Source organism: Aeromonas sp. sif2416 (assembly GCF_019218665.1).
GTDB lineage: Bacteria > Pseudomonadota > Gammaproteobacteria > Enterobacterales > Aeromonadaceae > Aeromonas > Aeromonas encheleia.
This window is the reverse complement of record NZ_JAHUXC010000002.1, coordinates 156,141-180,735: the sequence shown is the minus strand read 5'-3', so window position 1 is coordinate 180,735 and position 24,595 is coordinate 156,141. Positions and strand designations below refer to the sequence as shown.

Below are 24,595 nucleotides of genomic sequence, written 5' to 3'. Positions count from 1 at the left end.
TCGGGGGCCATCCAGGCTCCCGATTGTCATCCACGGAGGAAAAATGCAGGAATTTATGGCTACCAGCGAACGCCGGGCCGAACTCTACTGGTGGTTTTCCACCCTGTTTGCCGCCGAGCTCAACGATGATCAGATCGCCGAGTATGACAGCTACGATGTGCGCAGCTTCCTGAAGAGTCTCTCCACGCTGGATCCCATGCGCGACGCCGTGGCCGAGCTCAACGACGCCATCGCCCGCCTGCTGGTGCGCCCGGATCGCCAGCGGGAGCTGGCCGCCGACTTCGCCGCTCTGTTCTTGGTCGATCCCAAGCAGGGGGCCCTGCCCTACGAGTCCCTCTATCGGGGCGATGCCAGGCTGCTGATGCAGGCGCCCATGACCGAGATGCAGGCTCGCCTGCAGCGGCTGGGCATAGACGTCAGCGACAAGTACAAGGAACCTGCCGATCACCTGGCCATCGAGCTGGACCTGATGGGCAGTCTCATCATCCGCGCCGCCGAGGCCAGCACCGCGGCCGAGCGAGCGCAGTGGCTGCAGGAGCAGGAGGCGCTGCTACATCAACACCTGCTCGGCTGGTTTGCCGACTTCGAGCAGGCTTGCCGCAAGGCCGACCGGTTTGGCTTCTACGGCGCCAGTGCCCGCCTGCTGGGGGTCTTCCTCGGCATGGATGCCAACTACCTCAACCTGATCAAGCCGGCGCAAGCCGCCGACTGATCGGATGAAGAGGGCTCCGCTGCTCATGATCTGCCGGCGCTCGATGCCATGAAGACGGCCCTGCTGTTGATCGCCTGCTGGCTGCTCACCTTTATTCCGATGGACCAGGGCTTGCTTCCCTTGGCGGCCCTGTTGTTCAACCCGGACAGGGAGCTCTACGGCGCCGCCCAGCTCACCGGCTTCGCCGGCATACTGCTGACCCTCTATCTCGCCAACCTGGGGGTGGAGGTCGTGCTGCGCCGCCGCTTCCAGATAGCCGGCATGCTCACCCTGCTGGTGGCCTGGTTCGATTTCATCAACTGCAGCGGCAGCACCGCCCACTGGCTGTTGTTGCTCGCCCTCGCCCTGCCTTTTCACCTGCTGGGCCTGCTGGTACTGGTGCGCGGCATCCAGGCATTCGGTCGCCAGAAAGGCTGACATCCCCTTGATTTGACTCCATTCCCTGGCTTGCTTTCCCTCCGGTGACTTCCTGCCATACTGACTCTCAGCAGTAAATGACAACAACATCAATTCAGGAGCCTCCATGGCAAAAGCGCTACCCGAATCGGTTCAGGATCCCTGTCTCCCGCAGCTGTCCCTCCATGAATTGCAGCAGTTGTTCGATCTGGCGCCGTTTGGCATAGGGGTATTCGATCGTGAGCTCAGATGCCGCAGCGTCAATGGGACCTTCGCCGAGATCCATGGCCTTCCCCTGGCGGAACTGCTCGGCAAGAGCCTGCTCGAGATAAACCCCGGTTTCGCTCCCCTGCAGACGCCCCCCATCACTCAGGCGCTACCGCACTCCTCACTGATCCTGAAGGGGAGCAACCCCCTCCATCCGGCGTGGTCGCGATACTGGCAGGCCAGTTGCAGCCCCATGCTGGATGCCAGGGGTGCCCCGGAGAGCCTCCTCGTCACCATGCGCAACATCGACCAGGAGGCCGTCTGCCGCAGCCAGGAAGCGCGGCTGCAGCAGGCCGAGGCCCGACTCCAGCACCTCGCCTACCATGATCCCCTCACCGATCTCGGCAATCGCCGCCTGTTGCAGGAGCGGCTCGCGCTGGAGCTCGAGGCGGCCAGGCTCAACCAGCACCAGTTTGCCCTGCTGTTTATCGATCTCGACGGCTTCAAGCTGATCAACGACAACCTGGGGCACGACGCCGGGGATCAACTGCTCAAGCAACTGGCCCGGCGCATCCGCCATCGCCTGCGCCCCGGCGATCTGGCCACCCGGCTCGGCGGGGATGAGTTTCTGCTGCTGATCCCCGGGGTCGAGCAGCCACAGCGCCTGGTGGCCCTGGCCGAGCAGCTGCTGCTCAGCCTGCACGAGCCGGTCGAGCTGGGGCAGGAGCAGGTGGCCGTCTCGGCCAGCATCGGCATAGCGCTCTACCCGGATCATGGCCAGAGCGCGGACGCCCTCATCAGCGCGGCCGACAGCGCCATGCACGAGGCGAAGCGCCAGGGCCATAATGGCCATCTGTTCTACTCCCCCGCCATGGCCGAGCAGTGCAGAGAGCGCATGCTGCTGGAGCAGGGGCTGATCAAGGCCATGGCCCAGCAGCAGTTTCGCCTGCTGTATCAACCCATGACGGATCTGGCCAGCGATCGGCTCAGTGGGCTGGAGGCCCTGGTGCGCTGGCAACACCCGAGCGAGGGCGTCATCTCCCCCGCCCGCTTCATCCCGGTGGCGGAGGAGTGCGGCCTGATAGAGCGGCTCGGCGAGTGGGTGATGCGCACCGCCTGTCAGCAGGGTCAGCGCTGGCTGGCGAACGGCCTCTCGGTGCCCCGCCTGTCCGTCAATGTGTCGGTCAGGGAGATGCGCGCCCTCGACTATGTGGAGCGGGTAGCCGCCATCCTGGCGGAGACCGGCTTCCCGCCGGCGTTGCTGGAGCTAGAAGTGACCGAGAGCATCATCCAGAGCGTGGATCAGAGCCTGCAGCTGTTTACCCGTCTCAAGGCGCTGGGGGTGCAGATCGCCATCGATGATTTCGGCACCGGCTTCTCCTCTCTGAGCCTGCTGAAAAGCCTGCCCATCGATCGCATCAAGATAGACAGGACCTTCGTCCAGGCCCTGCCCGATGACAAGCACAGCCGGGAGCTGTGCCGCACCATAGTCCATCTGGCGGGCAGCCTCGGCATGGCGGTCACCGCCGAAGGCATCGAGACCCAGTCCCAGCGCCAGTTCTTGCAGTCACTGCGCTGCGAGGAGGGCCAGGGCTATCTGTTCAGCCACCCGCTGTCAAAGTCCCACCTGGCCAGCAAGCTGGCCCCAGACGGCGGCCTCTGCTGCTAGCGCCCCCATGGCGCGAAAAAGGGAGCCCCTGGCTCCCTTTCTGCTGTCATCCCGCTTGGCCCAGGGGCCCCTCTCCTCATCCTCTCGTCGCTATCCAAAAGTCTAATTGCCCTCACACACCAAAGGTATAAGTTGTTATCTAATCATGACGAGAATGTATTCAAAGGAGTGACAGATGAGCGAGCACAAGGTCTACCCGGTCAAGGCCCACATCAGCAAGGGCGCCCTGCTGGACAAGACGGGTTATGAGGCCATGTACCAGGCGTCGGTACAGGATCCGGACGCCTTCTGGGGGGAGCAGGGCAAGATCCTCGACTGGATGAAGCCCTACACCAGGGTCAAGAATACCTCCTACGATCCGGGCCACGTCTCCATCAAGTGGTATGAGGACGGCCTGCTCAACGTCTCGGCCAACTGCCTGGATCGCCATCTGGTGGAACGCGGCGACAAGGTGGCCATCATCTGGGAGGGGGACAACCCGGCCGAGGATCGCAAGCTGACCTACCGCGAGCTGCATGGCGAGGTGTGCAAGTTTGCCAACGTGCTCAAGGCGCAAGGGGTCAGGCGTGGCGACGTGGTCTGCCTCTATATGCCCATGGTGCCTGAGGCTGCCATCGCCATGCTGGCCTGTACCCGGGTCGGTGCCGTGCACAGCATCGTCTTCGGCGGCTTCTCGCCGGAGGCCTTGGCCGGCCGCATCATCGACTCCGGCTCCTCCGTCGTCATCACCGCCGACGAGGGGCTGCGCGGCGGTCGCCCCATCCCGCTCAAGAAGAACGTGGACGAGGCGCTCACCAATCCGGACACCCGGATCAGCAAGGTGATCGTCCTCAAACGCACCGGCGGCAACGTCGCCTGGCACGGTCACAGGGACATCTGGTGGCACGACGCCATCGCCACGGCCAGCCCGGATTGCCCGCCCGAGGCGATGGGCGCCGAGGATCCGCTGTTCGTGCTCTACACCTCGGGCTCCACCGGCAAGCCGAAGGGGGTGCTGCACACCACCGGCGGCTACCTGGTCTATGCCGCCCTCACCTTCAAATACGTGTTCGACTATCACGAAGAAGACATCTACTGGTGTACCGCCGACGTGGGCTGGGTCACCGGTCACTCCTACCTGGTCTATGGCCCGCTCGCCAACGGCGCCACCACATTGATGTTCGAAGGGGTGCCGAACTACCCGGCCACCAACCGCATGAGCCAGGTGGTGGACAAGCACCAGGTCAGCATCCTCTATACCGCGCCGACCGCGATCCGCGCCCTGATGGCCAAGGGCAAGGAGGCGATCGAGGGCACCTCCCGCTCCAGCCTGCGCATCATGGGATCTGTGGGCGAGCCCATCAACCCGGAAGCCTGGGAGTGGTACTACCGCACCATAGGCGACGAGCGCTGCCCCATCGTCGATACCTGGTGGCAGACCGAGACCGGCGGCATCCTGATCAGCCCGCTGCCCGGCGTGACCGATCTCAAGCCGGGCTCGGCCACCCGCCCCTTCTTCGGCGTGCAACCTGCGCTGGTGGACAATCTGGGCGAGCCGCTGGAGGGGGCCACCGAGGGCAACCTGGTGATCACCGACTCCTGGCCGGGCCAAATGCGCACCGTGTTCGGCGATCATGATCGCTTCGAGCAGACTTATTTCTCTACCTTCCCCGGTCGCTACTTCACCGGCGACGGCGCCCGTCGCGACGAGGATGGCTACTACTGGATCACCGGTCGGGTGGATGATGTACTGAACGTCTCCGGTCACCGCATGGGCACCGCCGAGATCGAATCGGCGCTGGTCGCCCATCCCAAGATCGCCGAGGCGGCGGTGGTGGGCGTTCCCCACGAGATCAAGGGCCAAGGCATCTACGCCTATGTCACCCTGATCGCCGGGGAAGAGCCGAGCCGCGAGCTGCATAAAGAGGTGAAGGAGTGGGTGCGCAAGGAGATAGGCGCCATCGCCACCCCGGACGTGATCCACTGGGCCGAGGGGCTGCCCAAGACCCGCTCCGGCAAGATCATGCGCCGGATCTTGCGCAAGATAGCCACCGGCGAGACCGACAGCCTGGGGGATATCTCCACCCTGGCGGATCCGGGCGTAGTCGACAAGCTCATCCGCGAGAAGTCCGAAGCGGCCTGACGCAGGTCCCTGCCTACGACCCCTAAAGCCGGCCTTGCGCCGGCTTTGTCATCCCTGCCGCCCACCTTTGCCGGTAGGCGCCAAAAAGCTCAAAAAATAGACAGATGTAGAGATTAGACCAGTAAAGTGCTGCTAATTTTCACGAAATCAATATAATTGCGAAATCTGTGTGCCAGTGCACACCGAATTGCGCAGAAAATGGCTAGATTTCTGGTCATCCGCAAGATAGCTGATAGATAGCAGCATTATCATCGAGGATGTACTCAATATGTCGCAACATCACCGAATTCTCCTGCTCAACGGTCCCAATCTGAATCTGCTGGGCAAGCGGGAACCGGGTATCTACGGCAGCAAGACGCTCGATGAGATCGTCGCCGATCTGCAGCTAAGCGCCAGCGAACTCGGTGTCACTCTGGATCACCTGCAATCCAACGCCGAACATGAATTGGTCGGCCGCATCCACCAGGCCATGGGCCAGGTGGATTTTATCATCATCAACCCGGCCGCCTTCACCCATACCAGCGTCGCCCTGCGCGACGCCCTGCTGGGTGTCGCCATTCCCTTCATCGAGGTGCACCTGTCAAACGTGCACGCCAGGGAGCCCTTCCGTCATCACTCCTATCTGTCTGATGTCGCCAAGGGGGTGATCTGTGGGCTGGGTGCCGATGGCTACCAATTCGCTTTAACCGCGGCCGTGCATCAGTTGCGCGCGGCTTGATAATCACTGATCAGATAAAGAAGAAAGAGAATGCTAATGGATATCCGCAAAATCAAGAAGCTGATTGAACTGGTTGAAGAGTCCGGCATCGCCGAGCTGGAAATCTCCGAAGGGGAAGAATCTGTTCGCATCAGCCGTAATTTCTCCGGCCAGGTTAGCGTTGCCCCGCAGATGATGATGCAGCAGGCGCCCATGCAACAGGTTGCCGCCCCTGCCGCTACAGCTGCAGCGGCCGCCGCTCCGGCTGCCGATACCACCCCGAGTGGTCATCTGATGCGCTCCCCCATGGTTGGCTCCTTCTATCGCTCCTCCAGCCCGGAAGCCAAGCCGTTCGTGGAAGTTGGTCAGCACGTCAATGTCGGCGATACCCTGTGCATCGTCGAAGCCATGAAAATGATGAACCAAATCGAGTCTGACAAGGCCGGTGTGATCAAAGCGATCCTGGCTGAAAATGGTCAGGCCGTCGAGTTTGACGAACCGCTGTTCATCATCGAATAAGGGAAGACGCCACCCATGTTGGACAAAGTAGTCATCGCCAACCGAGGTGAAATTGCCCTGCGGATCCTGCGCGCCTGCAAAGAGCTCGGGATCAAGACAGTGGCCGTTCACTCCACCGCCGATCGGGAGCTCAAACATGTGCTGCTGGCCGACGAAACCATCTGCATCGGCAAGCCTGCCAGTGGGGACTCCTACCTCAACGTGCCGGCCATCATCGCCGCCGCCGAGGTGACGGGTGCCGTCGCCATTCACCCTGGCTACGGCTTCCTCTCCGAGAACGCCGACTTCGCCGAAGTGGTCGAAAAATCCGGTTTCATCTTCATCGGCCCGCGCGCCGAGACCATTCGCCTGATGGGTGACAAGGTCTCCGCCATCGAGGCGATGAAGAAGGCGGGCGTGCCCTGCGTACCCGGCTCCGACGGCCCGGTGGACAACGATGCCAAGCGCAACGCCACCATCGCCAAGCGGATCGGTTACCCCGTGATCATCAAGGCCGCCGGTGGCGGTGGTGGTCGTGGCATGCGCGTGGTGCGCAATGAGGCCGAACTGGCCGCCGCCATCGCCCTGACCAAATCCGAAGCAGGCCAGTTCTTCAAGAACGACATGGTCTACATGGAGAAGTACCTGGAGAACCCGCGTCACATCGAGATCCAGATCTTGGCGGACGGTCAGGGCACCGCCCTCTACCTGGGTGAGCGGGACTGCTCCATGCAGCGCCGTCACCAGAAGGTGGTGGAAGAGGCGCCGGCTCCCGGCATCACCGAAGAGATGCGCAAGTTCATCGGTGAGCGCTGCGTGCGTGCCTGTCTCGAGATCGGCTACCGCGGTGCCGGTACCTTCGAGTTCCTGTACGAGAACGGCGAGTTCTACTTCATCGAGATGAACACCCGGATCCAGGTCGAGCACCCGGTCACCGAGATGGTCACCGGCGTGGATCTGATCAAGGAGCAGCTGCGCATCGCCGCCGGCCAGCCCCTGTCGATCACCCAGCAGGACATCCGCATCCGTGGCCATGCCATCGAGTGCCGGATCAACGCCGAAGATCCGGCCACCTTCATGCCGTCTCCCGGCCTGATCCAGCGCTTCCATGCGCCGGGTGGTCTGGGCGTGCGTTGGGAGTCCCATATCTATGCGGGCTACAAGGTGCCGCCCTACTATGACTCCATGATCGGCAAGCTGATCTGTTACGGTGAGAACCGCGACATCGCCATCGCCCGCATGCGTCACTCCCTCGACGAGCTGGTGGTGGAAGGGATCAAGACCAACATCGCCCTGCAAAAAGAGATCATGAAGGACGAAAACTTCCAGCACGGTGGCACCAACATCCACTATCTGCACAAGAAGTTGGGTCTGTAAGAACCTCCCATTTCCGGCACGGCGGCAGGCACTCTGCGCCGCACTGTGCCGGAACTCGGCTCCTCAAGGATCCGCAACTGAAAAAGGGCCATGGCGACATGGCCCTTTTTTGTTATTCTTGCGCCCCTCTCAATCGTCGGAGGCCAAGGTGAACCGTTTCGCTCTCGCCCGTCGGGAAGCAGCCTTCTGCCTGCTGCTCACCCTGCTTTACTTCGTTGCCTGGTATGGCACCGCTTACTTCATCCCGGAAGAGATAGAACTCTGGGATATGCCGCTCTGGTTCCTGCTCAGCTGCATGCTGATGCCACTGCTGTTCATCGGCCTGTGCGGGCTGATGGTGGATCGCCTGTTCATCGAAATCCCGCTGGATACCGAGGAGTCATCACATGAATCTTGAGTTGATGCTCCCCCTCGTCATCTATCTGGTGCTGGTGCTGGGGGTCGGCTTCTGGGCCAGCCGCCATCGCAGCAACGGGGACTTCGTGCAGGAGTACTTCATCGGCAACCGCAGCATGGGCGGCCTGGTGCTGGCCATGACGCTGGTGGCCACCTATACCTCGGCCTCCTCCTTCATCGGCGGGCCCGGCGCCGCCTACAAGATAGGCCTAGGCTGGGTGCTGCTAGCGATGATCCAGCTGCCCACCGTCTGGCTCACCCTGGGGGTGCTTGGCAAGAAATTCGCCATCATTGCCCGCCGGGTCAATGCGGTAACCATCAACGACATGCTGTGGGCCCGCTACCGCAGCAAGTGGGTGGTGGTGCTGGGTTCGGTGACCATCATCCTCGCTTTTATCGCGACCATGGTGGTGCAGTTCATCGGCGGGGCCCGCCTGCTGGAGACCGCCACCGGCCTGAGCTATCAGCAGGGACTCTTCCTGTTTGCCAGCTGCGTGCTGCTCTACACGGTGATCGGCGGCTTTCGCGCCGTGGTGATGACCGATGCGCTGCAGGGCATCATCATGCTGATCGGCACCGGCGCCCTGCTGGCCGGGATCCTGATCGCCGGTGACGGCCTGCCGAACCTCATCCATCAACTCAAGGTGATCGATCCCAAGCTGGTCAGCCCGCAGGGGGCAGGCGACATGCTGACCCAGCCCTTCATGCTGAGCTTCTGGGTGCTGGTCTGCATCGGGGTGGTGGGCCTGCCCCACTCGGCCCTGCGCTGCTTCGGCTACCGGGACAGCAAGGCGTTGCACAGAGGCATCCTCATCGGCACCGTGGTCAGTGCGTTGCTGATGTTCGGCATGCATTTGGCCGGCGCCCTGGGGCGCGCCATCCTGCCCGGCATGGATAGCCCGGACAAGATCATGCCCTCGCTGATGATGGAGGTGCTGCCGCCCTGGCTGGCGGGGGTCTTCCTGGCGGCGCCGATGGCGGCGATCATGTCCACCATCGACTCCCAGCTGATCCAGGCCTCGGCGACCCTGGTGAAGGATCTCTACCTCAATTACCTCAATCCTCGCCAAGAGAAGCTGGAGGTGCGCATTCCACGCCTCTCCCTGCTCTGCACCCTGATCCTGGGCACCCTGGTGCTGATGGCGGCGTTGCAGCCGCCCGAGATGATCATCTGGCTCAACCTGCTCGCCTTCGGCGGCCTGCAGGCGGTGTTCCTCTGGCCGCTGGTGCTCGGCCTCTACTGGTCGCGGGCCAATGGCCCGGGGGCGCTGGCCAGCATGCTGAGCGGCATCCTCTGCTATGGGGGCCTGAGCCAGTGGGGGATCAAGCTGGCCGGCTTGCACGCCATAGTGCCCAGCCTGGGGCTGGGGCTGGTCGCCTTCATCCTGGTCAGCCTGCTGACGCCGCCACCGGATCAGGCCGTGCGCCGTTTATTTGATCAGAAATAATAAATGGCTCGATAAAAGGCAGGCACCTATCCCCAAATGGGTGCCTTGCAGGTAAACTGTGCGCTGCATCACAAAATAGCGCCCGTTTATGCCCGTACAGAACGCCAGACAGATCCTGACTCAATCCCTGCAACGACTCGGCTATGCCCTGTTGTTGCCGGTCTCCATCCTGCCGCTGGCCGCCCTGCTCTATCGGCTCGGCCAGCCGGATGTGCTGGATCTGGCGGTGCTCTCCCTCGCGGGTCGCGCCTTGTTCAGCCAGATGCCGCTCATCTATGCGGTGGCCATCGCCTTCGGTCTGAGCCGACAGGGGCAAGGCGCCCAGGCGATGGCCGGGGCGGTCAACTTCCTGCTGCTGAGCTCGGCCCTGGCGACCCTGGCCCCCGGCCTGCATGCGGACATGATCTGCGGCCTGCTGGCGGGGCTGACCACGGCGCTGGTCTGCTCCTGGACCCGCAGCCTGCCCCTGCCCGCCTGGCTGCAACAGTTGCAGGGGGAGCTGCCGGGCCTGCTACTCTCGGCCCTGATCTGCCTGCTGCTGGTCATCCCCCTCTCGCTCCTCTGGCCGCTGCTGGAGCAGGGCATCACACTGGTCGCCTCCGATCTGCTCACCACGCCGTTTGGCGCCTTCTGCTACGGCGTGCTAAACCGGCTGCTGATCCCCCTCGGTCTGCACCAGGTACTGGGCAGTCTGGTGGGTCTCGGCGAGAGCAATCTGCAGGCGCTCGCCACCGCCCAGCCCCTGCACGAGGGCTATGTGGCGGGTCTCTATCCCGTCATCATGTTTGGTCTACCCGGCGCCTGTTTCGCCATCTGGCTGCACCGCAAGCGCCTGCAGCGGCTGCCGCAGGGGGGCCTGCTGCTCACCCTGGCGCTCACCTCGGCCCTGGTCGGCATCACCGAGCCCATCGAATTCCTGTTCGCCTTCGTCGCACCCTGGCTGTTTCTGACCCATGCCCTGCTCACCGGGATCTCGCTGGGCATCTGCAGCTCACTCGGCATCAAGGTGGGCAGTTACTTCTCCGCCGGGCTGCTGGATCTGGTGCTCAGCTACTCTGCCGGCGAGCACAGCTTCTGGCTGATCCCGCTCGGCATCCTGTTCTTCGTCGCCTATGCCCTGATCTTCTCCCTGCTGCTGGATCACGCACCCCTCAGCCTGCCGAGCAAGCCCATCGCCGACGAGCTACCACGGCTCGCCAACGTGGCACCGACCGACCCGCAGATGCTGGCCATCCAGTACCTCAAGGTGTTGGGGGGGATGGACAACCTGCAGGCCATGAGCGTCTGTCTGACCCGTCTCAGCCTGCGGGTGCGCGACATGACGCTGGTGGATCAGCTCCGCCTGACCGGGCTCGGCTGCCTCTCCTGGATCGAGCTGAACGAGCATCAGCTGGTGCTGGTGCTGGGCCCCAACGCCAGCCTGATCGAGGGGCAGATCCGCATGCTGGCCGAGCGTCAGTCGGTGCCGCTCGGCCTCGAGCCCAGCCAGGCTCCCCTCAGCCAGAGCCTCTGATCAGGCGAAGGGCAGCCTCTCGGCGACGAAGTCCATCAGGCTGCGCAGGGCCGGCGCCAGGTGCTCCCGGCTGGGGTAGATGAGGTAGAAGGGGTTGGGCGGTATGGGGTGATCCGGCAGCACCTTCAGCAGCCGCCCCGCACTGAGATCGTCCCGACAGACGTGATCCGGCAGCAAGGCTATTCCCCCCTGATGCAGGGCCAGCTCCCGCAGCGCCAGCAGGCTGTTGCTGATGCAGGCCCCCTGCGGCCGCCAGCCTCCCTCCTGCAGCGGCCACACCGGCAGCGCCGAGTGCACCAGGCAGGCATGGTGCCCCAGCTCCGCCAGCTGCTGCGGCGCACCGTGGCTGGCCAGGTAGCCGGGGGCCGCCACCAGATGGCGCGCCACCTGGCCGATGCGCCGGCAGATGAGGCTGGAGTCTTTCAGCGGCGCCGCCCGCAGCGCCAGATCGTAACCCTCCCCCACCAGATCCAACTGCTCGTCACTCAGGGTCAGCTCCAGCACCACCTCGGGGTAGAGGGCGCGAAACTCCGCCAGTATCTTGCCGAGCAGCAGGGTGCCGGTCGCCTCCGGTGCCGTGACCCTCACCCGGCCGGCCGGCGCACTGCGCAGCCTGGCCATGGCGAGATTGGCGCTGCGCGCCAGGGTCAACAGCCCCCGGCAGTGCTCCACATAGAGCTCCCCCTGCGGGGTCAGGCTGAGCCTGCGAGTGGTGCGCTGCAGCAGGCGCACCCCCAGCTGAGATTCGAGGCGCGAGATCTTCTGGCTCACCGACGACTTGGGCATGCCGAGCACCTCGGCCGCCCCGGTGAAACTGCCCTGCTCCACCACTGTGGCGAACAGCCCCATCAACTCCAGTTCGACATTGTTCATATATTCAAACAGTCTTTCTTGATTACCCATCTTAATGAGGATAATTAACCAGACTAGACTGGCAAGCAATCCCACTCATACCGATTTGAAAGGAATTGCCATGAAAGCCATCGCCCTCACCCATTATCTGCCCAGCGATCACCCCCACTGCTTCATCGAGGCCAACCTGCCCACCCCGACCCCGGGCCCACGGGATCTGCTGGTGAGGGTCAAGGCCACCTCCATCAACCCGGTCGATACCAAGGTGCGCGCCCCCAAGGCCAAGGTGGAGGCGAACCCGCGGGTGCTGGGGTGGGATGCGGTGGGAGAAGTGGTGGCCGTCGGCAGCGAGGTGACCCTGTTCAAGGCCGGCGACAGAGTCTGGTATGCCGGCGACATCAGCCGCCCCGGCAGCAACAGTGCGCTGCAGCTGATCGATGAGCGCATCGTCGCCATGGCTCCGACCAGCCTGACCGATGTGGAGGCCGCCGCCCTGCCGCTGACCGCCATCACCGCCTGGGAGGCGCTGTTCGAGCGCATCGGCCTCAACCGCGAGAGCGAGGGACGGCTGCTGATCATCGGCGGCGCCGGCGGCGTCGGCTCCATCGCCATCCAGCTCGCTCGCCAGCTCACCAGGATGGAGGTGATCGCCACCGCCTCACGGCCTGAAACCCGTGACTGGTGCCTGGCCATGGGCGCCCACCAGGTAGTGAGTCATCACAACCTGCAGGCGGAGCTGGCGGGGCTCGGCATCAGCCAGCTCGATGCCATCTTCTGCACCAACGCCACCGAGCAGCACTGGGCCGCCATGGCGAGTCTCATTCGCCCGTTCGGCCACATCTGCACCATCGCCGAGTCCAACGAGCCCTGGGATCTCGGCCTGCTCAAGCCCAAGAGCGCCACCTTCAGCCAGGAGTTCATGTTCACCCGCTCCCTGTTCCAGACCCCGGACATGATAGAGCAGCACCATCTGCTCGGCCGGGTCGCCGCGCTGCTGGATGACGGCACGCTCAAGACCACGCTCACCAAGACGATCCCCGAGCTGACCGCGCTTACCCTGGCTCAGGCCCATGCCGAGGTGGAGGCGGGTCGCATGGTGGGCAAGCTGGTGATCGACATGGCCGGGTTTGCAGACTAATCCCTAATGGGTAAAAACTGCACCATCATGGGGTGGATTCACCAGTGGCAGGCCCCAAGAGTGCACAGCTCGGCCTAGCGCCAGACCCTCACCACCCAGCCTCCCCGCGAAAGCGGCATAAAAAGGGGCCATCCCGCCGGGATGGCCCTAAATACCTGAACGTTGGGGTAACAATCACACACATATCCTTAAGCAGGACAGACTAAGCGTTGCAGCTTGCGTGCCAACCCGCCGCTATCCCGCCCGATCGCCCTCCTTTCCCGGCCATCAGCGCCCATCAAAAAAAAGCCACCCGAAGGTGGCTGAAAAAAGATGACGGAACTTTCATAGAGCAAAGCATTCAGCGGGAACAGGTTGCTTCCCGTCACCCAATGAGGAATACATTAACCGTGCCAACTCGGCAGAGTTCTCTTCCTGCGCCATGCCGACATGGGCAAACCACGACAGCACAGGCCCATGATGATAGACTCCCGCGGTTTCACATTTATGAAGAGTCGACGCCATGCCCTGGATACAAATTCGAATCAACGCCACCGCCAAGACCGCGGACAAGGTGAGCAACATGCTGCTGGGGCGTGGAGCCCAGGCCGTGACCTTTATGGATGCCCAGGATGTTCCCGTCTACGAGCCCCTGCCCGGCGAGACCCCGCTCTGGGGTGAGACCGAGGTAATGGGTCTGTTCGACGCCGAAACTGACCCGGCCCCCACCATCGCCTTCTTCCAGCAGATCTTCGGGGAAGACGTGGGCTACAAGGTCGAGCAGCTGGAAGACAAGGACTGGGTGCGCGAGTGGATGGATCACTTCCACCCCATGCAGTTCGGCGAGCGGCTCTGGATCTGCCCGAGCTGGCGCGATGTGCCCAACCCGGATGCGGTCAACGTCATGCTGGACCCGGGCCTGGCGTTCGGCACCGGCACCCACCCCACCACGGCGCTCTGCCTGCAGTGGCTGGACGGGCTGGATCTGGCCGGCAAGACGGTGGTCGACTTCGGTTGCGGCTCCGGCATTCTCGGCATCGCCGCCCTGAAGCTGGGCGCCGCCCGTGTCATCGGTATCGACATCGATCCCCAGGCCATCCAGGCCAGCCATGACAACGCCGAACGCAACGGCGTCGCCGGCCAGATCGAACTCTACCTGCCGGCTGATCAGCCGCAAGATGTCGAAGCGGACGTGGTGGTCGCCAACATCCTGGCCGGCCCGCTGCGCGAGCTGGCGCCGCTTATCGCCGGCCACGGCAAAGCGGGCAGCCTGATGGCCCTCTCCGGCGTGCTGGAGAGCCAGGCCCCGGAGCTGGAGACCATCTACGGCCAGTGGTTCGACATGGACCCGACCGCGGTGAAAGAGGAGTGGTGCCGCCTCTCCGGCCGCAAGCACGGCTGATTGATACTGAATCAACTCTGCGGCCGCAAGCAGGGCTGATGGTTAGGGCGCCGCCGGCAAGGCGCTGAGATCTCTGAAACGACAAGGGCACCCATGGGTGCCCTTGTCGTTTTCCGGCTCGGCTCCTCTGCCCTCCCCCCCACGGAGCTGTATGAGGATGCCAAGGCTGAGCCCGGGCTCACTCTTCTCTCGCCCATAACCGCGTAGAATGCCCTTCCCGACAGCCGATGGTGCCCCATCCGCTCCCATTCCGGAGCCAGAGATGAGGCATCAGCCGGCAGCCATGCCAGCCCGACCGGAGGCCAGATATGAGCGACTACCAGAAGATGATCAGCAGCCAGCCCTATAACTGCATGGCGCCGGAGCTGGATGCCCTGCGCCGGGAGACGGCCCGCCTGTACCGTCGTTTCAACCGGGCCGAGGAGGAGGCAGAACAGCAGATCCTGCTGCGGGCGCTGATCGGCGAGCTGGCGGAGGGGGCCTTCATCTGCCCGCCGTTCTACTGCACCTATGGCCGCCACATCAGCCTGGGGAAAGATTCCTACATCAACATGGGGGCGACCTTGCTGGATAACGCCCCGATCCGCATCGGGGCCGCGGTCATGATAGGGCCGAACGTGCAGATCTACACCGCCGCCCACGCCCTGGCGGCCGATGAGCGCATCCAGGGGGTGGAGACGGCGCTGCCGGTCACCATAGAGGACAGGGTCTGGATCGGCGGCGGCGCCATACTGCTGCCGGGGGTCACCATAGGCCGGGAAGCCATCGTCGGTGCCGGTGCCGTGGTGACCCGGGACGTGCCGGCCGGCGCACGAGTGGTGGGCAACCCGGCCCGCATCCTGCCCGCCAAGGCAGCCATGCCAGTGACCTAGGGGAACAGCTCAAAATCCGCCCATAAAAATAGAGCCCTATGTCATGAGCCACATTGGACTGTAAAAAGGGGCTGCCGGATGCCAGGGACACAGGTCAAAAAACGCCCATAAAAATAAAGCCCAATGTCATCAAGACGTTGGGCTATAAAAAGGTGCTACGGAATTGCGACTCTCATCGCAGAAAATTAGAAGGGGTCGCCTTCTAAACTGGCGAGAGGGATAATAACGGGGCGCAAACGTTTTACGTAGCGTAATCGACCAGGATTGAGAACGGCCTCTCACTATTCAAAAAATTCCCAGCCAACCTCTTTTCCCCCCTTGGCAAGCGCCTATTTATGCGCACAGCCTGATGGTCCTGTCAGTAGATGAAAAAAGCCCTGATTGATCAGGGCTTTTTGCTTCAACAGGCCTCGTTTAGAAGTGCCGGATGAACTCGTTTAGCGGTAGCTCGCGCAGCTTGCGCGCCTCCAGCATGGGGGTGCCGAGGTAGAGGAAGCCCACCAGCTGATCCGCCGGTGCCAAGCCCAGCCCGGCGTTGACCCGCTCATCGAAGATGAACCAGCCGGAGCGCCAGATGCCGTTGAACCCCTGCGCCTGGGCCGCCATCTGCATCGCCATCAGGGCGCAACCGGCGGAGAGTTCCTGCTCCAGCTTCGGCACCTTGGGGTGATCCTGATGACGGGTCGCCACCGCCACCAGCAGGGGGGCCCGCAGCGGCGCCTCCCGGCTCTTCTTGATGCTCTCTTCGTCTTCGCCACGGGCACGGGCGGCCTCGGCCAGCACGGCCCCCAGCCGTTCACGCCCCTCCCCTTCAAACAGAATAAACTGCCAGGGGGTCAGGGTGCCGTGATCCGGCGCGCGCAGGCCCGCCTTGAGGATGTTGTCGAGCACCTCGCCGCTCGGCGCCGGGGTGGTCAGGCGGCCACAGGAGTGGCGGTTGAGCAGCAGTGTCAGTGCATCCATTCGATGCTCCTTCTTGGTCATGAGGGCGGTGAACCGCCCTGTCGATAGGGTCAGAACGGCTTGGATAGGTTGATACGCCATTCCCAGATGTTGAGCCCATCCTGCCCAATGCTGGTGTATCCGGCACTGGTGGTCAGGGTGGCTTCGCCGCCGATCAGGGTACGCATCCCCAGTCGCACCGTGCCGCTGAGCGGTTCGGTGCGGGCCGAGCTGAGATCGCCCGTCAGGATATAGCCATCGTTCGGCCGCTCAAAGCCATAATCCAGCCCCAGCTCCCCATAAGGCATCAGCGGCAGCCCCTTGCTGGTGTAATAGACGCGGCTGAATTCGACCGTCCCCGTCATGTTGCCCTGGTTGTAACTGTCGCTGTCCTGGTTCAGCCGCAGTGCCAGCCCCTGGTAATCTCCCTCCATCCGGTAGCCATCGCTGCGGTTGTGGCTGTAGTTGACGGCCAGCCGCGGGCGCACCGAGGTCTCTTCCCAGAAGTACTGGCCGGTGGCCCCCAGGCTGCCGCCAACGGAGGTCGAGCCGTAGTCGCCGGACAGGAACAGGAGGTCCTGATTGTTATCCATCCAGCCGTACACCAGGCTGCCATCCAGCATCCAGCTAGCCGATACCGGATACGCCAGATAGGGGCCAATGTTGTAACCGCCGGCGGACAGCCGCATGCCGCCATTGAAGGAGTCCACCTTGCTGTCGACCCGGGCGACGCTAAGGCCGAGGATGAGATCGTTGTCGAGCCGGGTATCCGCCCCCAGGCTGAACACATTGGTCGAGCCCGACATGTCCAGCCCCTCCCGGTGATCCGAGATGTCGTAATAGACCTCGTCCGCCCACAGGTTCCAACGCCGTCCCTCCGGCAAGGGGACGGGCTGGCTCTGGCTGGCCACCTGGCCCGCCGCCAGCTCGGCACGAGTGAAGGGGCAGGCGGGATACTGATCTCGCTGCTCGGGAGTCAGCTGGTCCCGCTCGTCGGCCATCACGCACAGGGTGCGCTCGTTCAGGGCTCGCTCGCTCGCCTGCTGGCCCGCCGTCATCCGGCCCGGCAAGGTGACGGGAGCCGGGAGGGGAATAAAGGGCCGCTCCCCCAGAGGCGGGCGGGTCGGCGTCAGCCCCTGGGGCGGCAGGGTGCCGATCGGCGGCTGCACGCCACCGGGTCTAGTGATGCCGCCAAGAGGGGGCCGGGTCGGCATCAGCCCCTGAGGCGGCAGGGTGCCGATCGGCGGCTGCACGCCTCCCGGCAGGGTCGGCATCAGCCCCTGAGGCGGCAGGGTGCCGATCGGCGGCTGCACGCCACCGGGCAGGGTCGGCATCACACCTTGTGGCGGCAGGGTGCCGATCGGCGGCTGTACGCCACCGGGCAAGGTCGGCATCACACCCTGGGGTGGCAGGGTGCCGATCGGCGGCTGCACGCCACCGGGCAGGGTCGGCATCACCCCCTGGGGTGGCAGGGTGCCGATCGGCGGCTGTACGCCACCGGGCAGGGTCGGCATCACGCCCTGCGGCGGCAGGGTGCCGATCGGCGGCTGTACACCACCGGGCAGGGTCGGCATCACGCCCTGCGGCGGCAGGGTGCCGATCGGCGGCTGCACGCCACCGGGCCGGCTGATGCCACCGAGGGGGGGACGGGTCGGCATCATCCCCTGGGGTGGCAATGTGCCGATCGGCGGTTGCACGCCACCGGGTCGAGTGATACCACCGAGGGGGGGCCGGGTCGGCATCATCCCCTGGGGTGGCAGGGTGCCGATCGGTGGCTGCACGCCACCGGGCCGGGTGATGCCACCGAGGGGAGGCCGGGTCGGCATCATCCCCTGAGGCGGCAGGGTACCGATCGGCGGCTGCACGCCACCGGGCCGAGTGATGCCACCGAGGGGGGGCCGGGTCGGCATCACCCCCTGAGGTGGCAGGGTGCCGATCGGCGGCTGCACGCCACCGGGTCGGTTGATGCCACCGAGGGGGGGCCGGGTCGGCATTAGTCCCTGGGGTGGTGAGGTCGGCCTGGAGGGCAAGTTCGGCGGGGTGAAGTGGTCCGGGAAGGTGAAGTGGCCGGATTGCTGGTTATCAGTGTCGAGCAGGACCCGCTTGCCGCTCGAGTCGACGTAGGCATACAGCTTGTGCGTGCCCCCGTTCTGCGCCTCCGGCGAGACGGTCAGGTGCAGCCCCTTGTGATCCTGCCGCCAGCTGTCATAGACCTGGCTCTGTTTGGCAGACTCGACCTCGAACTGGCCGGGGGAGATGGCGGAGAGCCAGACGGAATGTTGCTGATCGGCGGTCCAGCCGAGGAAGATGAGCCGTCCCGCAGGGTCGGCGCTGGCGGTGGTGCCGTGCAGAGTCATCGCCATGCCCAAGGCGATGGCACTCAGGCGACGACCCGACGCCTGAGTAGGCATCCGTGATTTAGCTAGGCTCATTTGCTTGGTTTCCTTTACCAAATCCAGGTGCATCCGACACCCGACAGAGAGTTCCCATTGATAGACGGCGCCCATTGCCCGCTTCCGGGGCTCGCCGGGATCTGGCCGACATTCCCATCTGCGCCCTGCCCCAATGGCATTCGCCCATGCAATGGATACAAACAGAGAACGTTTGAATACCACAAATACAACAATACAGTCCCCGGTGAAACTGCCCGGGCCGGGGTGAGCCATAAAAAAAGGGACCCATTGGTCCCTTCCTTACCCGATGAGTCGGCTCAGATGACGGCGGCCAGCTCGGCCCCCTGGCGGATGGCCCGCTTCGCATCCAGCTCGGCGGCCACGTCGGCACCGCCGATGATGTGCACCGGCTTGCCCGCCGCCTGCAACCCGGCCTGCAGCTCCTTGAGGGGCTCCTGACCGGCACAGATGATCACCTGATCCACCGGCAGGCACTGTTGGGCCTCGCCCACCTGGATGTGCAGCCCCTCGTCGTCGATGCGCAGGTACTGCACGCCGGAGAGCATCTGCACCTTGCGGTTCTTGAGCACGGTGCGATGGATCCAGCCGGTGGTCTTGCCCAGCCCATCCCCCACCTTGCTCTCCTTGCGCTGCAGTAGCCAGATCTGACGCTCGGGGGCGTCGATCACCGGAGTCATCAGACCGCCACGCTCACCGAGGCTCTTGTCGATGCCCCACTCCTTGAGCCAGTGATCCCGGCTGCGATCCCCCTTGCCCTCCACCAGGTACTCCGCCACATCGAAGCCGATGCCACCGGCCCCGATCACCGCCACCTTGTCACCCACCGGCTTGTGATCCCGCAGCACATCGATATAGCTCAGTACCTTGGGATGATCGATGCCGGGAATGTTGGGGGTGCGCGGGCGTATGCCGGTGGCGAGGATCACCTCGTCAAAGCCGCCACCGAGCAGGCTCTCGGCGCTCTGCCGCTGGCCGAGATAGAGCTCGACGCCGCACTTCTCCAGCCGCCTGGCGAAGTAACGCAGGGTCTCGTGAAACTCCTCCTTGCCCGGGATCTGCTTGGCGAAGTTGAACTGGCCGCCGATGGTCTGCGCCTGATCGAACAGGCTCACCTGATGGCCGCGCTCGGCGGCGTAGCAGGCGAACGCCAGCCCGGCCGGGCCGGCGCCCACCACCGCCAGCTTCTTGGGCTGGGGCACCCGACCGAAATTGAGCTCGGTCTCGAAGCAGGCGCGGGGATTGACCAGGCAGGAGGCGCGTTTCTGCTTGAACACGTGATCGAGGCAGGCCTGGTTGCAGGCGATGCAGGTGTTGATCTCGTCCGCCCTGTCCTCGGCGGCCTTGATGACGAACTCGGGGTCGGCCAGGAAGGGACGCGCCATGGAGACCATGTCCGCCTCCCCCTGGGCCAATATGCGCTCGGCCACCTCGGGGGTATTGATGCGGTTGGTGGTGATAAGCGGCACACTCAGATGTTTCTTGAGCTCAGCCGTCACCCAGCTGAAGGCACCGCGCGGCACGCTGGTGGCTATGGTGGGGATGCGCGCCTCGTGCCAGCCGATGCCGGTGTTGATGAGGCTCACCCCGGCCAGCTCCAGCGCCTTGCCCAGGGCAATCACCTCCTCCAGGGAGGAGCCCTTCTCCACCAGATCCAGCATGGAGAGGCGGAAGATGATGATGAAGTCGGTGCCGACCCGCTCGCGAATGGCGCGCACTATCTCCAGCGGGAAGCGCATGCGGTTGTCATTGTTGCCGCCCCAGCCATCGCTGCGCTGGTTGGTGCGCTCGCAGATGAACTGGTTGATGAGATAGCCTTCCGACCCCATCACCTCGACCCCGTCATAGCCCGCCGCCTTGGCGAGGGCCGCGGTGGTGGCGAAGTCGCGGATGGTGCCACGGATCTGGCGCTCGCTCATGGCGCGCGGCTTGAACGGGGAGATGGGGGCCCTGAGGGCGCTCGGCGCCAGGCTGAACGGATGGTAGGCATAGCGCCCGGCATGGAGGATCTGCAGCGCTATCTTGCCCCCCTCCTGATGCACGGCCGCGGTCACCTTCTTGTGCTTGGCGACCTGCCAGGGGAAGCTGAGCTGCGAGCCGTGCGGCACCAGGCGCCCGCGCAGATTCGGCGCTATGCCGCCGGTGACGATGAGGCCGACGCCGCCGCGAGCCCGCTCGGCATAGAAGGCGGCCAGCTTGTCGAAGCCGCCCTTCTCCTCTTCGAGGCCGGTGTGCATGGAGCCCATCAGCACCCGGTTGCGCAACTGGGTGAAACCGAGATCGAGGGGGGCCAGCAGGTTCGGGTAGCGGCTCATGATGCGGCTCCTTGCAAGACCGAGGCACAGGGGATCGCGAGCACGCTGCGACGCGAGGGGGTACAAGCTGGATCTAGGGGGGTCGGCAACGTCGGGTAGCGGCTCACAGGGCCTCCAGTTAATTTTTTGTTATCAAACTGAGGCTAGAGTAAAGAATCGAAATTTCTTTTTCAAACAAATGTTTGGACATTTTTTCAGCGAACAGCCGTGTTCCGAAGAGTGGGGTGTGGATCGCCCCCAAGCGGAAATGGCAATTGACGGGCCAACTGGTTAATAATGGCCCTTCTCTACCCATTAACAGGGCGATAACGCGGCTATGTCTATTTTCAAAGGTCTGGGGTGGCTGTTTCGCAGCCTCTGGCGTCTGCTCAATTTTACCCGGCTGATGCTGGTCAATCTGCTGTTTCTCATCATAGTGCTGGTTATCGTCTTCAGCGTCGGCCAGACAGAGGCGCCCAATACCCCCATCGAGGGCGCCCTCACCCTCAATCTCGCCGGCGTGCTGGTCGAACAGCGCACCCAAACCGATCCGACCGTGCAGTTGCTCAAGCAGGTGGACAAGAGCGACGATCAGCCGAGCGAAATCGTCCTCGCCGATCTGCTGTGGGCCATTCACAGCGCCAAGGATGACGATCGTATCAAGGCGCTGGTGCTCAAGCCCCAGGGGCTGCAAGGCTCCAACCTCTCCAAGCTGCAGGAGGTGGCGAACGCCATCGACGAGTTCAAGGAGAGCGGCAAGCCGGTCATCGCCATGGCCGACTATTACAGCCAGGGTGCCTACCTGATCGCCGCCCACGCCGATCACGTGCTGCTCAACCAGAGCGGCGCCGTGCTGATCGAGGGGCTCGGCGTCTACCAGACCTACTTCAAGTCGGCGCTGGAGAAGCTCAACGTCACCCCCCACGTGTTCAAGGTCGGCACCTACAAGTCCTTCGTCGAGCCCTACATCCGCGATGAGATGTCCCCGGAGAGCAAGGAGGCGAACCAGCGCTGGCTGGATCAACTGTGGCAATCCTATGTAACCGACGTGGCCGGGCAGCGGGAGATAGAGCCCGACGCCGTCGCCCCGAGCAAGGATCGCTTCCTCGAGCTGCTGCGCAAGGCCGGTGGCAATGCCGCCAGCTACGCCCTCGACAACGGCCTGGTGGATCAGCTCGCCACCCGCGACGAGATGACCCAGGCGGTCATCAAGGAAGTGGGGGAAGACGAGGAGCACGGCTGGAAAGGGGTCGGCCTGAAGGAGTATCTGGCCGCCCTCCCCGAGCAATATCCCCAGAGCGGCAAGGATGAGGTGGGCCTCATCGTCGCCAGCGGCGCCATCATGGATGGGGTCCAGCCTGCCGGCACCATAGGCGGTGACAGCCTGGCCGATCTGCTGGCCGATGCCCGCCGCGACGATCAGGTCAAGGCCCTGGTGCTGCGGGTCGACAGCCCCGGCGGCAGCGCCTTCGCCGCCGAGCAGATCCGCGCCGAGCTGCTGGCCCTGAAACAGGCGGGCAAGCCGGTGGTCATCTCCATGGGCAGCTATGCCGCCTCCGGGGGCTACTGGATCTCCGCCGATGCGGACAAGATCTTCGCCTCCCCCACCACCCTCACCGGCTCCATCGGGGTGTTTGGCATGTTCGCCACCATCGACAAGGCGCTCTCCCTGTACGGGGTGCACACCGACGGCGTCGGCACCACCGACTTCGCCGGCGTCGGCCTGACCCGGGCCCTGCCGGAGCACGTCGGTCAGGCCATCCAGCTGAGTGTGGAAGACACCTACCAGCGCTTCGTCGGCCTGGTCGGCAAGGGCCGGGGCCTGAGCCCGGAAGAGGCGGAGAAAGCCGCCGAAGGCCGGGTCTGGACCGGCCAGGATGCCAAGGATCTTGGCCTGGTGGACGAGTTCGGCAATCTGGACGACGCCCTCAAGGCCGCCGCCGAGCTGGCCAACCTCAAGAGCTGGCAGGTGACCCCCATCGAACAGGAAGAGTCGGCGAGGGACAGGTTCCTGCGCGAGCTGTTCGACAGCAGCGCCCGCGCGCTGGCCCCCCATCTGCAGAGCTGGCTGCCCGCCGGTCTGGGCAAGGCCATGCTGGAGCTCAACCGGGGTCTCGATCCGCTGACCCGCTTCAACGATCCGCAAGGCACCTATGCCTTCTGCCCGGTCTGCCAGCCCTGAGCCGGCAGCGACAACAAAAAAACCGCCTTCTGGCGGTTTTTTTATCTGCGAACTTGGGCCAGGCGGCCCGGCTCACAACAGGCCGGCGTCGACCCAGTGCTGCAGCTCGGCCAGCACCCGGGTCTCCCGCACCGTCCATTGGGGACAGGGGCCAGCCAGCTGGGTCTTGTTGCGCTGCAGCGCCTCATCCAGCGCGAACCAGCCGGGGGTGAAGCCGAGCCGGATCTCGTAGGGCTGGGGCCGCGGCTCGCTCCACGCCTCCCCCAAGCGGCAGAGGTAGTAGAAGGAGTGGATGCAGTAGGCGTCATAATCCGCCTCGCGGGCGGCGCGAAACTCCCGCGTCTCCCCCAGCAGCACCCCCACCTCCAGCAGCTCGGCGCCGCACTCCTCGCGCAGCTCGCGGGCCAGCGCGGTGCCGTGGCACTCCCCGGCCTCGACGCCGCCGCCCGGGAACATGAGATCGCCATTGACCCTGGAGTGCACCAGCAGCAGCTCATCGCCGCGCAGCACCACGGCCCGGACTGTGGTGCGCTCGAGCACCCGCCCGTCGCCGCCGACCTGCGCATGGAACAGACGAATGTCGAAGGGATCGCTCCACTCCTGTGATGACTCAAGCACGTTCATAGCGGACGGTAGACCCCCTGTTGGAGCTGCTGGACTATGGTGGCGGCCAGCCGATCGCCGGCATCCTGCTCACCCTTGCCGATGGCGTGGTAGAGCCCGAGCCGGTTGGCCGAGAGCTCGGGGCTGTCCTGAAACGACTCGCTCACCTTGCCCCACTGATAGGCCAGCCCGAACTCCTGCTGCCTCATGTAGAGGGTGCTGAGGGAGGTGAGGATGCGGCCGTTGACCTTGTCCCCCTCCCGATAGAGGCTGAGAGCGTGGTGCATCAGCGCGATGGCCTTGCGCGGCTCGCGCTGGGCATAGATGCCCCCCAATGCCAGCTGCAGCTCGGGCTCCTCCAGCGCGGGGCTGCCCTCCAGCGCGAGGAAGCTGGCCCGCGCCTGCGGGTTGCGATGATGGGTCCAGTGCCAGAGCAGCAGGTAAGGATCCCGGGAGGCCCGGGTCTGCACCGCCAGTTGCTCCAGCTGGGTGCCGGCGGCCAGCATGCCCTCCACCCTGGGGCTCTTCTGCTCCCTTGCCCGCTTGTACTCGACGTTGGTGGAGTGCTCGGCGCACTGCAGGTAGCGCTCCAGACCCAGCATCAGCGCGTAGCTGTCCCGGTCCGAACCCTCTTCCTGCAGACGGTAGCGGGCCTGGATGACCTCACCGCGCTCGGGGCGACACCAGCCGTCGTCCACCAGATCCACGCAGAGCTGCTGATTCTTGGCACAGATGTCGTTGGTCCGGTCGCCGTCGCAGGCCATCAGCGTCAGACAACAGGACAGGCCGAGCAGTAACGGACGCAGGGAAAATGGGGTCATGGCTCACTTCTGATTGGTAACAATCGCAACCCGCCATGGCCACCGCCAACTAGCAAACAGGCTA

The 24,595-nt window shown here is 64.3% G+C and carries 20 protein-coding genes; 14 read left to right on the top strand and 6 right to left on the bottom strand.

The window, feature by feature from the left end; genetic code table 11:
- Window positions 1-43: 43 nt before the first annotated feature.
- The 10 genes from torD (at window position 44) to KW821_RS04110 (ending at window position 11,035) form a co-directional block, all read left to right on the top strand.
- Entirely contained in the window at window positions 44-712 is a 669-nt protein-coding gene (torD, locus tag KW821_RS04155; protein WP_218290543.1) for a molecular chaperone TorD, read from the top strand.
- Window positions 713-760: 48 nt separating this feature from the next.
- On the top strand, window positions 761-1,129 hold the full coding sequence (locus KW821_RS04150; RefSeq protein ID WP_218290542.1) for a hypothetical protein: 369 nt from the start codon (window positions 761-763) through the stop codon (window positions 1,127-1,129).
- A 106-nt stretch (window positions 1,130-1,235) separates the two neighbouring features.
- The gene (locus KW821_RS04145) at window positions 1,236-2,984 is read left to right on the top strand and encodes a GGDEF and EAL domain-containing protein (RefSeq protein ID WP_218290541.1); all 1,749 of its coding nucleotides are present in this window, start codon (window positions 1,236-1,238) and stop codon (window positions 2,982-2,984) included.
- A gap of 175 nt (window positions 2,985-3,159) precedes the next feature.
- Window positions 3,160-5,106: an acetate--CoA ligase gene (gene acs / locus KW821_RS04140; protein ID WP_218290540.1), complete on the top strand. Its 1,947-nt coding sequence runs from the start codon at window positions 3,160-3,162 to the stop codon at window positions 5,104-5,106.
- A gap of 268 nt (window positions 5,107-5,374) precedes the next feature.
- On the top strand, window positions 5,375-5,824 hold the full coding sequence (gene aroQ / locus KW821_RS04135; protein WP_218290539.1) for a type II 3-dehydroquinate dehydratase: 450 nt from the start codon (window positions 5,375-5,377) through the stop codon (window positions 5,822-5,824).
- A 36-nt stretch (window positions 5,825-5,860) separates the two neighbouring features.
- Window positions 5,861-6,322, top strand: a complete 462-nt coding sequence (gene accB / locus KW821_RS04130) for an acetyl-CoA carboxylase biotin carboxyl carrier protein (RefSeq protein WP_042652823.1) — start codon at window positions 5,861-5,863, stop codon at window positions 6,320-6,322.
- A gap of 15 nt (window positions 6,323-6,337) precedes the next feature.
- A complete protein-coding gene (gene accC, locus KW821_RS04125; protein WP_042652824.1) occupies window positions 6,338-7,678 on the top strand; it encodes an acetyl-CoA carboxylase biotin carboxylase subunit in 1,341 nt (446 codons plus the stop codon).
- A gap of 148 nt (window positions 7,679-7,826) precedes the next feature.
- A complete protein-coding gene (locus tag KW821_RS04120; RefSeq protein WP_218290538.1) occupies window positions 7,827-8,075 on the top strand; it encodes a YhdT family protein in 249 nt (82 codons plus the stop codon).
- Complete coding sequence (gene panF, locus KW821_RS04115; protein ID WP_218290537.1) at window positions 8,065-9,522, top strand: sodium/pantothenate symporter; 1,458 nt, start codon at window positions 8,065-8,067, stop codon at window positions 9,520-9,522. The genes KW821_RS04120 and panF overlap by 11 nt, the downstream gene beginning before the upstream one ends.
- Window positions 9,523-9,610: 88 nt before the next feature.
- Entirely contained in the window at window positions 9,611-11,035 is a 1,425-nt protein-coding gene (locus KW821_RS04110; protein ID WP_218290536.1) for a PTS transporter subunit EIIC, read from the top strand.
- Here KW821_RS04110 and KW821_RS04105 read toward each other — a convergent pair whose 3' ends face one another.
- The gene (locus KW821_RS04105) at window positions 11,036-11,908 is read right to left on the bottom strand and encodes a LysR family transcriptional regulator (RefSeq protein WP_218290535.1); all 873 of its coding nucleotides are present in this window, start codon (window positions 11,906-11,908) and stop codon (window positions 11,036-11,038) included.
- Between the two features lie 100 nt (window positions 11,909-12,008).
- On the opposite strand from KW821_RS04105, the gene KW821_RS04100 reads away from it, so the two are divergent.
- The 3 genes from KW821_RS04100 to KW821_RS04090 all read left to right on the top strand — a co-directional run bounded on the left by KW821_RS04100 (window position 12,009) and on the right by KW821_RS04090 (window position 15,278).
- Window positions 12,009-13,025, top strand: a complete 1,017-nt coding sequence (locus KW821_RS04100) for a zinc-binding alcohol dehydrogenase family protein (RefSeq protein WP_218290534.1) — start codon at window positions 12,009-12,011, stop codon at window positions 13,023-13,025.
- 502 nt (window positions 13,026-13,527) lie between these two features.
- Window positions 13,528-14,406, top strand: a complete 879-nt coding sequence (gene prmA, locus KW821_RS04095) for a 50S ribosomal protein L11 methyltransferase (RefSeq protein WP_042039236.1) — start codon at window positions 13,528-13,530, stop codon at window positions 14,404-14,406.
- Between the two features lie 308 nt (window positions 14,407-14,714).
- The gene (locus KW821_RS04090; protein WP_218290533.1) at window positions 14,715-15,278 is read left to right on the top strand and encodes a sugar O-acetyltransferase; all 564 of its coding nucleotides are present in this window, start codon (window positions 14,715-14,717) and stop codon (window positions 15,276-15,278) included.
- A gap of 414 nt (window positions 15,279-15,692) precedes the next feature.
- Here KW821_RS04090 and KW821_RS04085 read toward each other — a convergent pair whose 3' ends face one another.
- The 3 genes from KW821_RS04085 to KW821_RS04075 all read right to left on the bottom strand — a co-directional run bounded on the left by KW821_RS04085 (window position 15,693) and on the right by KW821_RS04075 (window position 20,946).
- Window positions 15,693-16,241, bottom strand: a complete 549-nt coding sequence (locus KW821_RS04085) for an NAD(P)H nitroreductase (RefSeq protein WP_042652833.1) — start codon at window positions 16,239-16,241, stop codon at window positions 15,693-15,695.
- A 50-nt stretch (window positions 16,242-16,291) separates the two neighbouring features.
- Window positions 16,292-18,652 (bottom strand): autotransporter outer membrane beta-barrel domain-containing protein, encoded by a 2,361-nt coding sequence (locus KW821_RS21660; RefSeq protein ID WP_256353317.1) that lies wholly within the window; start codon window positions 18,650-18,652, stop codon window positions 16,292-16,294.
- A gap of 278 nt (window positions 18,653-18,930) precedes the next feature.
- A complete protein-coding gene (locus tag KW821_RS04075) occupies window positions 18,931-20,946 on the bottom strand; it encodes an NADPH-dependent 2,4-dienoyl-CoA reductase (protein WP_218290532.1) in 2,016 nt (671 codons plus the stop codon).
- A 316-nt stretch (window positions 20,947-21,262) separates the two neighbouring features.
- Here KW821_RS04075 and sppA point away from each other — a divergent pair, with 316 nt between their 5' ends.
- On the top strand, window positions 21,263-23,107 hold the full coding sequence (sppA, locus tag KW821_RS04070; protein ID WP_218290531.1) for a signal peptide peptidase SppA: 1,845 nt from the start codon (window positions 21,263-21,265) through the stop codon (window positions 23,105-23,107).
- Between the two features lie 72 nt (window positions 23,108-23,179).
- On the opposite strand, the gene KW821_RS04065 is transcribed toward sppA, so the two are convergent.
- On the bottom strand, window positions 23,180-23,731 hold the full coding sequence (locus tag KW821_RS04065) for an NUDIX domain-containing protein (RefSeq protein WP_218290530.1): 552 nt from the start codon (window positions 23,729-23,731) through the stop codon (window positions 23,180-23,182).
- The gene (locus KW821_RS04060; RefSeq protein ID WP_218290529.1) at window positions 23,728-24,531 is read right to left on the bottom strand and encodes a DUF2989 domain-containing protein; all 804 of its coding nucleotides are present in this window, start codon (window positions 24,529-24,531) and stop codon (window positions 23,728-23,730) included. The genes KW821_RS04065 and KW821_RS04060 overlap by 4 nt, the downstream gene beginning before the upstream one ends.
- Window positions 24,532-24,595: the final 64 nt, after the last annotated feature.